Source organism: Pseudomonas sp. LBUM1673, from assembly GCF_059695645.1.
Window position 1 is genome coordinate 6,131,258 of the sequence record NZ_CP166780.1, and the last position, 12,280, is coordinate 6,143,537.

Here is a 12,280-nt window from a genome sequence, read left to right on the forward strand (position 1 = left end):
TCCCGCTGGGGTGCGCAGCGCCCCTAAAACCATTCACCACATTTCCCCAGACACACTGCGTTCGCTGATTTTTCGACTGCTTCGCAGCCGAGCGGGAGCAAGCTCCCTCGCCACAGGTTAGTGTTCGTCTTCAGACTTGTGGCCAAATCCACCCGACCGGCGCCAATTGCTTACCTCCCCCGCCTCTGCCACAATCGCGAACAATTCTCGTTACTTAACACTTCCCATTCGGTGATTGCTGCGTGTCCTCAGTCCAAAGCCCCCTGAGTGAGCTCGTTGGTGCGTTGTATCGCGACCATCGCAGTTGGCTATTGGCTTGGCTGCGGCGCAACGTGGCCTGTCCGCAACGGGCCGAAGACCTGAGCCAGGACACCTTTGTGCGGCTGCTGGGCCGTGACGAACTCAGGGAGCCTCGCGAACCCCGGGCGTTTCTGGTGGCGATCGCCAAGGGTCTGCTGTTCGACTATTTCCGCCGCGCCGCGCTGGAACAGGCCTACCTCACCGAGTTGATGCTGATCCCCGAAGGCGAACAACCGTCGGTGGAAGAACAGCAACTGATCCTCGAAGACCTCAAAGCCATCGACCGCTTGTTGGGCAAGCTCTCGAGCAAGGCCCGGGCGGCGTTTCTCTATAACCGTCTCGATGGTCTCGGCCACGCAGAAATCGCCAAGCGTCTGGGGGTGTCGGTGCCCCGGGTCCGCCAATACCTGGCCCAAGGCATTCGTCAGTGCTACATCGCCTTGTACGGTGAGCCGGTATGAGCCCGGTCAGCTCCAAACCCGTGTCGGCACAGGTGCTGGATGCCGCGATTGCCTGGCAGCTGTCGCTGGATTCCGGCAACGCGGTCGAGCGCGAAGAGTTTGCCAAATGGCACGCCGCCCACGAAGAACACGCTCGGGCCTGGCGTCAGTTGGGCATGCTCGACCAGCGTTTCAGCGTCGCCAACGGCCCGGCCCGCACTGCCCTGCTGCAATCGCGCGAAAGCATCCGGCGACGGGTGCGCAAGCTCGGCAGCGGTCTGGCCAGCGTCGTCGCGGTGATCGGCCTGGCGCTGTTCGCCGGTGATCGCTATCTGCCCATCGACTATTGGCTGGCCGACCAGCGCACCGCCACCGGCGAGCAGCGCACCCTGCGCTTGACCGACGGCACACTGATCAACCTCAACACTCACAGCGCAGTGGATGTGCGCTTCGATGAGAAGCAGCGACTGATCGTCCTTCAGGAAGGGGAAATCCTCGTCGAAACCGGCCATGGCGATGCCCGGCCGTTTATCGTCGAAACCCGCGAAGGCAGCATGCGCGCACTGGGGACGCGGTTCCTGGTCAAGCGCGAAGACGAAGGCACGCGCCTGAGCGTGTTGAAATCAGCGGTAGCCGCCCATCCCGAATCGAGCCCCGAGGAACAAATCCTGCACGAAGGCCAGCAAGTGCTGATGCGCAGCAATGGCCTGGGCCCCATCATCGCCCTCGACCTCGGCGCCGATGCCTGGACCCGCGGCATGCTGGTGGTGGACAACGCGCGGCTGGAGGATCTGGTCCAGGAGCTCGGCCGCTATCGTCGCGGGCATCTTGGCGTCACGCCAGAGGTCGCCGACCTGCGCATCACCGGCAGCTTCCCCCTGAACGATACCGACAAGGCGCTGAGTGCGCTTTTACCGACCCTGCCGGTGCAGATCGAACAGCACACGCCATGGTGGGTAACGGTCGCGAAGGCTGATGCCAAGCCCTGAGATTTTTTGTGCTGACCCGACGCCTTCGCGGGCAAGCCTCGCTCCTACAGGTTTTGTGTTGTTCGCGAAATTGGCGCACGGCACAAAACCTGTAGGAGCGAGGCTTGCCCGCGAAGAGGCCCGTATAAACACCCCAGATCCAGAATCCGGGCTCAGACCAATAACTGAATAGAAATTATTTTCATCTTGCCCTATCACTTTTGGATTCTCGTCCGGCACCTAGGCAATTGAGAAATATTTCCATTCAGGAGCCGCTGTATGTCCCGTTCGCTAGACACCGTGTTGCGCCCCCATTTACTGGCGCTCGCCATTGCCCTTTGCGCCCCTCTGGTCAGCAGCCCACTGATTGCCGCTGAACAGGCGTCCAGCGTTCGCGCCTACAACCTGCCGGCGGCGCCATTGGCCAGCACGCTGAACCAGATCGCCAGCCAGGCCGGCCTGGCACTGTCGTTGAATCCGTCGCTGGCGGCGGGCAAGACTTCGGCGCCGGTGAAGGGCCAGTTCGACGCCACCGGCGCCCTGCGTGAAGCCTTGCGCGGCACCGGCCTGCAACTGGAACAGAGCAGCGCCGGTACCTACAGCCTGGTGGCCGTGCCCGAAGGCGTAATGGCCTTGCCGGAAACCGCCGTCATTGGCCTGGAAAATGCGGAAACTGCCTGGAGCCCAGTCGAAGGTTATGTTGCCACGCGCACCGCCGCTGGCACCAAGACCGACACCGCGCTGGTCGAAGCGCCGCGTTCGATTTCCGTCGCCACTCGCCAGCAAATGGAAGATCGCGGTGTGCAAAACCTCGATGACGCCGTGCGCTACATGCCTGGCATCGTCGCCAGCAGCTACGGCAGTGACACTCGAGACGACTGGCTGCGGGTACGCGGTTTCGAGCCGACCCAGTTTCTGGATGGCCTGCCCCTGCCGAGAGGCGTTTACGCCAACCCGAAACAGGAAACCTGGAACCTTGATCGCCTGGCCCTGTTGCGCGGCCCGGCCTCTTCGGTTTACGGCCAGACCCCGCCGGGCGGCCTGCTGGACATGGTCAGCCGCCGTCCCAGCGCCGAGTCGAGCAATGAAATCCAGCTGCAATACGGCAGCGACAACCATCGTCAAATCAGCTTCGCCAGCACCGGCAAGATCGATGACGAAGGCCGGTTTACCTATGGTCTGAGCGGTGTATTGCGCGACAGCGGCACACAGGTCGATCACATCGACAACAAACGCTACAACATTGCACCGAGCCTGACCTGGAACATCGACCCTGACACCAAGTTAACGCTGCTGACGCAATTTACCCGCGATGACACAGGCATCACCAGTCAGTTCCTGCCAGTGCAAGGCACGAAGATCCATTCGCCGCTCGGCGATATCTCCCATCACAAAAACCTCGGTGACCCGGACTGGGAATACTACGACCGTACCTACTACGCACTGGGCTACGCCTTTGAACATCGTTTGAATGATGTTTGGCAGTTCAAGCAGAACCTGCGTTACACCAAGTCGGACCTGTCCTTCCAGACCCTCACGCCGGGCGCCTACCCGTTCACCCAGGTCGACGCCCAGGGCAACGTGGGTCGTTCAAGCACCAGTGCCGACGAGGACATCAGCCAGTTCGCCGTGGACAACAATTTCCAGGGTGACTTTGCAACCGGTGACATCCGCCACACCCTGCTGATCGGTCTTGATCACCAGCGTAGCAACAGCAACTACACCTCGATCTTCGGCGACGGTCTGACCACCAACGTCAACAACCCGATCTATGGCCAGCCAATCGTTCGCCCGCCACGCTCAACGGCGTTCTATGACTATGACCAGAAGACCTACCAGACCGGCTTGTACGTCCAGGACCAAATGGCCCTCGACCAATGGCGCCTGACCCTCGGTGGTCGTGAGGACTGGGTCCACACGGGCACCAAATTCTTCAACAAGGGTGATGCCACCAACACCGAACGGGACAAGAAATTCAGCGGCAACGCGGCGATCAGCTATGTGTTCGACTCGGGCTTCGTGCCCTACCTGTCCTACGCCGAGTCGTTCCAGCCCACCAGCAAAGCCACGGCATCGCCGACCGAGTCGTTCAAGCCGACTGAAGGCAAGCAGTGGGAACTGGGCATCAAGTACCAACCGCCGGGCAGCAACACCCTGCTGACGGCTGCGGTCTATGACCTGACCCAGAAAAACGTCTCCGTCACCACGACCAACTCGGACAACGTCTCGATTACCAGCCAGACCGGCGAAGTGAAGGTCAAAGGCCTGGAGCTGGAAGCCGTTTCCGACGTCACCGACAACCTGAAAGTCATCGCCGCCTACACCCTGGCCAAGTCCGAAGTGCAAAAGGGTGACTTCAAGGGCAATCGCTTGCAACTGATGCCTAACCAGCAAGCGTCGCTGTGGGCCGATTACACCTGGCACAACGGTGTGCTGGATGGTTTCGGCATCGGTGCCGGCGCACGCTACACCGGCAATACCTATGGCGACCAGGGCAACACCTGGCTGGGCAAGGCTGATGCCTACACGGTGTTCGACGCGGCGGTCCATTACGACTTGGGCCGTCTGGACAACAGTCTCAAAGGTGCATCGCTGGCAGTGAATGCCACCAACCTGTTCGACAAGGACTACATCTCCACTTGCGACAGCTTCTACTGCTACTACGGCGACCAACGCAGCGTCGTCGCCAGTGCTACATACAAGTGGTAATCGCCTGAACTGACACGCGCCACGACCAGACCGTCCTTCGAGGACGGTTTTGGTCTTTCTGAAGGCCATGAAATGAAGAGTAAAACCATCCGCCGCTGGTCTTGCATCCACACCTGGACCAGCCTGATCTGCACGGTCTTCCTGCTGATGCTGGCCCTCACCGGCCTGCCGTTGATCTTCCACCACGAGATCGACCATCTGCTGGGCGACGCCGCCGAGTTGAAATCGATGCCGGCCGATACCCCGCAGCTGAATTTGCAGCAATTGGTGCAAGCGGCTGAGAAGCATCGTCCCGGCGAGGTCATGCAGTATTTCGGCTACGACGAAGAAGACCCTAACGGCGTAATCGCAATCATGGCGCCCACCGCCGGCACCGAGCCGAACTCGTCCCACACCTTCATGCTCGACGCTCGCACCGGCGAAGCATTGGAAATGCCATCGGCCAATGGTGGGCTGATGATGGTCATGCTGCGCCTGCACGTAGACATGTTCGCCGGCCTGCCGGGCAAGTTGCTGCTGGCGTTCATGGGGATTCTGTTTGTACTGGCGATTGTTTCCGGAACAGTGCTGTACCTGCCGTTCATGCGGCGCCTGACGTTCGCCACTGTGCGCCATGACAAATCCACCCGCTTGCGTTGGCTCGACCTGCATAACCTGATCGGTGTGGTAACCCTGACCTGGGCCCTGGTGGTCGGCGTCACAGGCGTGATCAGCGCCTGCGCCGACTTGCTGATCGCCGCGTGGCGCAACGACAGCCTGAGCGCGATGATCACGCCCTACCGCGATGCGCCGCCGCTGACTCAATTGGCACCTGCGTCCCGCTTACTCGACATCGCCAAAGAAGTCGCGCCGGGCATGCAGCCCGATTTCATCGCCTTCCCCGGCACGCGGTTTTCCAGCGAACACCATTACGCCGTGTTCATGAAAGGCAGCACCCACCTGACCTCACACCTGTTGACGCCGGTACTGATCGACGCCAGCACCCTGCACGTCACGGCGGTGACCGAGCGGCCGTGGTACATGGACGCCATGGGCATGTCGCAGCCGCTGCACTTCGGTGATTACGGCGGCATGCCGATGAAAATCCTCTGGGCGACCCTCGATGTACTGACCATCATCGTGCTCGGCAGCGGGGTTTATCTGTGGGTGGTGCGGAGCAAGGTCGCCAAACCTGTACTCGAAAAAGCGCAGAACCCAACATGAGGCCGAGACAGTCAAATTTCTGGAAGGTCTTCGCCACGCCAACGGTCATCGCCCTGTTCAGCGCTGCGGGGCTGTTTGCCGCGTTGCTGGGCGATGGCGTGTGGGATGCATTGAGTTGGCTCGGGCTGGGCATCCCTGCTGCCCTCGCCTTGCGCGGGCTGCTGCAACGCCACTGAACGGCACAAAACCTGTGGAAAATGTGGGAGCGGGCTTGCTCGCGAAAACGGTGTATCAGTTGGCATTTATGACGCCTGACACCCCGCTTTCGCGAGCAAGTCGGATCGCCGCACCGCCGCTCCCACAGTCAAGCCCTAAAGGGCTATGCTGCCGACACTGCCCACGAGCGAGAGGTTGCCATGGCCGCCCCCAGCATGACCCTGTTCCACAACGCTGCTTCGCCCTTCGTCCGCAAAGTCATGGTGTTGTTGCACGAAACCGGTCAACTGAACCGCGTGCTACTGCAAGCCTGCCAGATTACGCCGGTCAGCCCCGATCTCACGCTCAACGAAGACAATCCTCTGGGCAAAGTCCCGGCTCTGCGCCTGGCCGACGGCAATGTGTTGTACGACAGCCGGGTGATCCTCGACTATCTCGATCATCAGCACGTCGGCAATCCGCTGATCCCTCGCGACGGCTCGGCACGCTGGCGGCGCTTGACCCTGGCCTCCCTGGCCGACGGGATCATGGATGCCGCCGTGATGATTCGCTATGAAGTGGCCCTGCGTGCCCCGGAAAAACATTGGGACGAATGGCTAGACGGTCAGCGCGACAAAATTCGTCGCGCCTTGGCGCTGCTGGAGGCCGATGCGATTGCCGAGCTGACCAGCCATTTCGATGTGGCGGCGATCAGTGTTGCCTGTGCCTTGGGTTACCTGGATCTGCGCCATCCGGATCTGGAATGGCGCAACGCGAATCCGAAGCTGGCAGAGTGGTATTTTGAGGTGAGTCAGCGGCCTTCGATGATCGCGACGATGCCGAAGGTTTAGATTCTCGCTAACTGTGCCGGCCTCATCGCGAGCAGGCTCGCTCCCACATTTGATCTTTGGTGTGCATAACCTTTGTGTTCACTGGAGATCTTTTGTGGGAGCGAGCCTGCTCGCGATGGCACCACACCGGATCAAACGGAAACAACCCGGCAATCCGCGTCGCCAACACCTCACCCACCCGCTGATCCTCGCGCAACCCCAACGACCGGCTCATTCCACTGCACCTATATCAAAGGCCAAAGGTTTCGCGGTTTTCTGCCCGATCCCGTACCAGTCCAGCTTGCGGGTCAGCACCATGAACACGCCCAGCAGACCGAACAACAGCAGCGACCCCATCAACAGCGCGTAATCCTCGGCACTCAGCAAGCCATAGAGCAAGCCATACAACGCCGCCAGCCCCGTCGAAAAACTCAAACCGTGATGCACGCTGCGCAGCACATGGCAGACATAGAATCCGATCAACAACACACAACCACTCGCCGACAGCAGATACGCCAGCGCAAAGCCGATGTGTTCGGACAGCGACAACAGCAACAGGTAGAAGAACGCCAGCGCCACCCCCACCAAAGCGTATTGCACCGGGTGTACCGCCAGGCTTTTCAGCACTTCGAAGAGGAAGAAACCGGCAAAGGTCAGGACGATGAACAGCAACGCGTATTTGATTGCCCGGTCGCTTTTCAGGTACTGGTCCACCGGGTCGATGAAACTCACGCCGAAGCTGCGACCGTTGAACGCCTCGCACTGGCCGCCAGACACGCAACTGTTCAAGGCTTCTTGCAGGTTGGTGGAGAAAAACGAGGTCTGCCAATTGGCGGTGAAACCCTGATCGGTAATTTCACGCTGGGCCGGCAGGTAATTGCCGATGAAGCTGGGGTGAGGCCAGTTGGCGGCCAGCGAAACCTTGCTGGTCTTGCCCACCGGGAGAATCTGCAACTGGCCGGTGCCTTGCAGGCGCAAGTCGAAACCGAAGGCCAGTTCCGTGGCCTGTCTGGTGTCCAGCGCTGGCAGCGTCACGTGCACACCCTCGCCCAACCAGCCCACTTGGCTACCGGGTACAAAGTCCAGGTTCTGGCCATTGAGTTCGAGTTTCAGTGCATTCTCGATGCCGCGAATGTCGCTGATGCCGACAGCCAGGAACGGTTGGTCGAAGCGGTAGTCGGCAAAATCCTCCTTGATGCCCAGTTGTGCCGGGACCGAGAAATGCCCGCTGATGCGGTTATCGGCGTGGAACAGCCGCGCCTCGTAGATACCACGGGCACGCAGTTCGGTCTGGACCTGGCCGTCCAGTTCGAAGCGCTCCGGCAGGAAATACAAACGGCCACGCTCCTCGCCGACGTCCTGGTAACGCTGGTTGGTTTTTTCGTTGGTTTTCCAAGTGCGCACCGTTTTGCGATAGGGCACCACCATCAGCGGGCCGCTCAGTTGCTGGCTGTAACTAGAACTGCGGGCGATGTCTTCGAGCACACCGTCGCGCAGTTGCTGGCGCTCCTGGATCACGCCATTGATCATTAGCAACGGGATCAGCAGCAACAGAATCAAAAGGGCAATCGCCCCGAGTTTTAGGGTCAGGCTACGGTTCATGGGTTCTCTCCCTGTTCGAATGAAGGAGAGTCTGGGATTTGTATGTGGAGGGAGTGTGAGTGGAATATGGAGAGTGTGTGGAGACTGGGCCGGCCTCTTCGCGAGCAGGCTCGCTCCCACAATGGAATTGTGCCGTACCCATCTTTTGTGTTCGCCTCAAATCCCATGTGGGAGCGAGCCTGCTCGCGATGGCCGCAACTCGGTCCTAAGGCAGGCGCAACGTGACCTCTACACCGCCGTCGACATTACCGATATTCATCGCCCCGCCATGCAACTTGACCACTTCTTCAACGAAGTTAAGCCCCAGCCCGGTACTCTTGCGCCCACTGTCCGGACGCGGCAGTGAGTAGAAACGCTCGCTCAAGCGCGGCAATGCATAGTCGGGAATCGCCTTGGCCTGGTTGAACAGCCTGAACTCAATGCACTCATCGACTCGTTCGGCGCTGAATCGCAGCACGCCGCGGGCCGGGGTGAAATCCAAGGCATTCTCCAGCAGATTGCCCAGCGCCTGGCGCAACAGAAACGGCTCGCCGAGCAGATTCAGATCCGGTGAAACTTGCCGTTCCACACGCAACTGCTTGCCTTCGATTCGCGCAGCCTGCCCGCTCAATAGTTCGTCTACCAAGCCAGCCAACGGCACCGCCACCCGTTCTTCCAGACCTTGACGCTGTTCCACCTGCGCCAGGTTCAGCAGTCGTTCGATCAACTGCTGCATGCGCGCACTTTCGCTGTCGATGTTGCTGACGAAACGCTGCTGCTGAGCCGGCGGCATCTCGCCTTGCAGTAACTCCGCTGCGCCACGAATCGCCGCCAGCGGGCTTTTCAATTCATGGGTCAGGGTGTGCACATAACGCTCGACATAGGCTTTGCCCTCAAGCTGGGTGCGCATCTGTTCCACCGCCGTGGCCAGTTGCTCCAGCTCGCCGCCACGGTAGTGCGGCACCTCGACCCGCCGGCCTTCACTGACCGCCTGGGCATAAGCCGTCAACCGCCGCAGCGCCGCGCTCAACCACCAGGACAACAACGCACCGAACAACAAACCGAGGGCGACCAGCCCGGCGCCATACGCCAGCAATCGCCGTTCGGTGCGATCAACATAAGGCTGCAGCGAGCTGTTGGGCTTGGCCACCGTCACCACGCCGATGATCTGGCCGTTGTCGCGAATCGGCGCACCGACGTGCATCACCGACGAGTTCGAGTCATCCGGGTGGCTGCGAGTCGAACGAGCGCCGTACTGGCCACGCAGGGTCAGGTAGACATCGTTCCAGCGCGAGTAGTCCTGGCCCACCGCAGTGCCGCTGGAATCCAGCACCACAATGCCCTTGGCATCGGTGACGTAAATGCGGTGGTTGACCTGATTCTTCGGCAGGCCCCAGATATTCGCCTTCGGTTGCCGCTCCCCGTAAGCCTTGAGCAATTCGGGCCAGCGATTCTGGTTGAGGGTGCCAGCCTTGAAGTCGTCCCGCAGGATCTCGGCCATCAAGTTGGCGGTGTCCACCAGGGTTTCTTCAGTGGACTGGCGCACGCCGGGGCGGATTTCTTCCATCACGGTGTTGAGTACGAAGTAACCGGTCAGGCCGATGAACAGCACGTAGACCAGGAAAATCCGGATCCCCAGCGGCATCAGCTGTGCCCCGGGCTGTAGCTGTAGCCGAGGCCACGATGGGTCTGGATCGGCTCGGCGTCGGTCTTCACCAGGCGCAGTTTAGCGCGCACGCTCTTGATGTGGCTGTCGATGCTGCGCTCGTAACCGGCATCGGCGGCCACGCCCAGTGCATCGAGCAATTGCTCGCGGCTGAAGACTCGCTCGGGTTGTTCCAGCAGGCATTGCAGCAAACGAAATTCATGGCGGGTCAGGCTCAGTGGCTGGCTGCGATAGCTGATCTGCACCCGTTCGCTGTCGATGCGAAACAGCGCTGACGCCACCTCCGCCACCGCTCGTGGCGCCATGCGCTTGAGAATCGCCCGGACCCGCGCCGCCACTTCCCGGGGGCTGAACGGTTTGACCACGTAATCGTCGGCGCCGATCTCCAGGCCCACCACGCGGTCGATCTCCGCATCACGGGCGCTGAGGAAGATCACCGGCACTTCGCTGAAACGCCGCAACTGCTTGCAGGTTTCGAAGCCGCTGATGTCTGGCAAGCCGATGTCGAGAATGATCAGGTCAGCTGGCGTGGCGCGCTGATGCTCGAGCGCCGCCGCGCCGAGGCCCAACCAAGTGGTGGTAAAGCCCTCGCCCTGCAAGGCGAAAATCAGGGTGTCGGCAATCGCCGCTTCGTCTTCGACAATCAGGATATGAGGCATGGCGTCCGAGCCCGGAAGTTAAGTTGCCGAACGGTGCCCCAAGGCTGGTTCGCCGTCAATCAGCAGTCGGGTTTGTCGGCCGTAAAGCGACGCGCCGGGTTCACCGCCGCACCGAACTCACGCAAGGCTTTGGCGCCGATCAACAACGGGTAGTTGAAGCTACTGCGGTCGGTGAGGTTGACCTCGACGGTGCGCTTGACGTTGCCCAGGCACAGTTCCAGATCGACCACTGGCCGCTTGGTGGGTTCGATCGCTTCCTTGTCATCCTCGTCTTCTTCGGAGCGGGTCTTGATCTTGCTGATCCGTGCGACCTTGTGTTCGTAGACCTTATTACTGGCATCTTTGGTGCCGAGGCGGAAACGCACCCACTCGTCACCGTCGCGGGTGAAGGTTTCGATGTCTTTGGCCGACAACGACGCAGTCAGGGCGCCAGTGTCCATTTTGGCCTTGAGGACTTCGCCGCCGATTTCCGGCAACGCGATGTATTCGTAACGCCCGTACAAGGTCGGCTCAGCAGCCAGGACCGGCAAGGCCACGAGGGAAAGCAGTGCAAGGAGAGATTTCACGTAAGGGGCTTCCTTGGGGGATGTTGACGCATGACGGAATTCTAGACCGCAAAAAACAACGATAGTTAGAGCACCATCAACCTCTGTGGCGAGGGAGCTTGCTCCCGTTCGGCTGCGCAGCAGTCGTAAAAACCGTTTCATGCGGTGTGCCTGAAAAACCGCGGCGCATGGTTTTGGGGCCGCTTCGCAGCCCAGCGGGAGCAAGCTCCCTCGCCACAAGGCAATTGCGATAAGCCGAAAGCATACCGCCGCAAACGTGAAACATTCGTCACCACCGATTTGGCCTGCCGACTGAAGCTGCATATCATGGCGCGCCCAAACGCTTTCAAGAGTTACTTATGCGCCGCCTGCTCACCGGCTGTTTCGTTACCTTGCTGTTGTTGCTCAACACCCTGGTCCTGTTCGGGCCGCTGATGGTGTTCGCCCTGCTCAAACTGGTCCTGTCCGGACGGCTGCGTGATGACGCCTCATTGGCGGTGATGTGGATTGCCGAAACCTGGGCCGAAATCGACAAACTGATTTTCCGGCTGTGCATTCCCACCCAATGGGACATTCGCGGTGGCGATGATCTGCGCGGCGATACTTCGTATCTGGTGATCAGCAACCACCCATCCTGGGTCGATATCCCGGCGCTGATCCAGACGCTTAACCGGCGCACGCCGTTCTTCAAATTCTTCCTCAAGAAAGAGCTGATCTGGGTGCCTTTCCTGGGTCTGGCCTGGTGGGCATTGGACTATCCGTTCATGAAGCGCTACACCAAGGCGTTCCTTGCGAAGAACCCTGAACTGGCCGGCAAGGATCTGGAGATCACCAAAGCGGCTTGCGAGCTATACAAGCGTCAGCCGGTGACGGTGGTCAATTATCTGGAAGGCACCCGATATACCGCAGCGAAAAGTGCCCAGCAGCAGTCACCGTTCACCCACCTGCTCAAGCCCAAGGCGGGCGGCGTGGCCTTCGTACTGGCAGCGATGGGCGAACAGCTGGACGCCATCCTCGATGTAACCGTGGTGTATCCGCAGCAGAAAATTCCGGGATTCTGGGATTTGATCAGCGGCAACGTGCCGAAGGTGATCATCGACATCCAGACCCGCGAACTGGACCCGGCGCTGTGGCAAGGCGATTACGAAAACGATCCGGCGTTTCGCGAAACGGTCCAGAACTGGGTCAACCAGCTCTGGATCGAGAAGGATCGGCGCATCAAGGCATTACGCGCCGAAGGCTGA

General features: G+C 60.3%; 11 protein-coding genes. 7 read left to right on the forward strand and 4 right to left on the reverse strand.

The window, feature by feature from the left end; genetic code table 11:
• Window positions 1-242 precede the first annotated feature (242 nt).
• The 6 genes from ACA044_RS28120 to ACA044_RS28145 all read left to right on the forward strand — a co-directional run bounded on the left by ACA044_RS28120 (window position 243) and on the right by ACA044_RS28145 (window position 6,606).
• Complete coding sequence (locus ACA044_RS28120) at window positions 243-761, forward strand: RNA polymerase sigma factor (protein WP_497444181.1); 519 nt, start codon at window positions 243-245, stop codon at window positions 759-761.
• Entirely contained in the window at window positions 758-1,729 is a 972-nt protein-coding gene (locus tag ACA044_RS28125) for a FecR domain-containing protein (protein ID WP_497444182.1), read from the forward strand. The genes ACA044_RS28120 and ACA044_RS28125 overlap by 4 nt, the downstream gene beginning before the upstream one ends.
• Before the next feature lie 258 nt (window positions 1,730-1,987).
• The gene (locus ACA044_RS28130) at window positions 1,988-4,417 is read left to right on the forward strand and encodes a TonB-dependent siderophore receptor (protein ID WP_497444183.1); all 2,430 of its coding nucleotides are present in this window, start codon (window positions 1,988-1,990) and stop codon (window positions 4,415-4,417) included.
• Window positions 4,418-4,489: 72 nt separating this feature from the next.
• Entirely contained in the window at window positions 4,490-5,620 is a 1,131-nt protein-coding gene (locus ACA044_RS28135; protein WP_497444184.1) for a PepSY-associated TM helix domain-containing protein, read from the forward strand.
• Window positions 5,617-5,796, forward strand: a complete 180-nt coding sequence (locus ACA044_RS28140) for a hypothetical protein (RefSeq protein WP_497444185.1) — start codon at window positions 5,617-5,619, stop codon at window positions 5,794-5,796. Before ACA044_RS28135 ends, ACA044_RS28140 begins: the two co-directional genes overlap by 4 nt.
• A gap of 180 nt (window positions 5,797-5,976) precedes the next feature.
• Window positions 5,977-6,606: a glutathione S-transferase gene (locus tag ACA044_RS28145; protein WP_497444186.1), complete on the forward strand. Its 630-nt coding sequence runs from the start codon at window positions 5,977-5,979 to the stop codon at window positions 6,604-6,606.
• Between the two features lie 210 nt (window positions 6,607-6,816).
• On the opposite strand, the gene creD is transcribed toward ACA044_RS28145, so the two are convergent.
• The 4 genes from creD to rloA2 all read right to left on the reverse strand — a co-directional run bounded on the left by creD (window position 6,817) and on the right by rloA2 (window position 11,057).
• Entirely contained in the window at window positions 6,817-8,187 is a 1,371-nt protein-coding gene (gene creD, locus ACA044_RS28150) for a cell envelope integrity protein CreD (protein WP_497444187.1), read from the reverse strand.
• Window positions 8,188-8,392: 205 nt separating this feature from the next.
• The gene (creC, locus tag ACA044_RS28155; protein WP_497444188.1) at window positions 8,393-9,811 is read right to left on the reverse strand and encodes a two-component system sensor histidine kinase CreC; all 1,419 of its coding nucleotides are present in this window, start codon (window positions 9,809-9,811) and stop codon (window positions 8,393-8,395) included.
• Entirely contained in the window at window positions 9,811-10,491 is a 681-nt protein-coding gene (gene creB, locus ACA044_RS28160) for a two-component system response regulator CreB (protein ID WP_497444189.1), read from the reverse strand. Before creB ends, creC begins: the two co-directional genes overlap by 1 nt.
• 59 nt (window positions 10,492-10,550) lie before the next feature.
• Window positions 10,551-11,057 carry a retropepsin-like aspartic peptidase RloA2 gene (gene rloA2, locus ACA044_RS28165; RefSeq protein ID WP_497444190.1) on the reverse strand — a complete coding sequence of 169 codons (507 nt, stop codon included), beginning with the start codon at window positions 11,055-11,057 and terminating at the stop codon, window positions 10,551-10,553.
• Between the two features lie 338 nt (window positions 11,058-11,395).
• Between rloA2 and yihG the strand changes: the two genes are divergently transcribed.
• Window positions 11,396-12,280, forward strand: coding sequence for a 1-acylglycerol-3-phosphate O-acyltransferase, YihG family (gene yihG, locus ACA044_RS28170; RefSeq protein WP_497444191.1), 885 nt, complete (start codon window positions 11,396-11,398; stop codon window positions 12,278-12,280).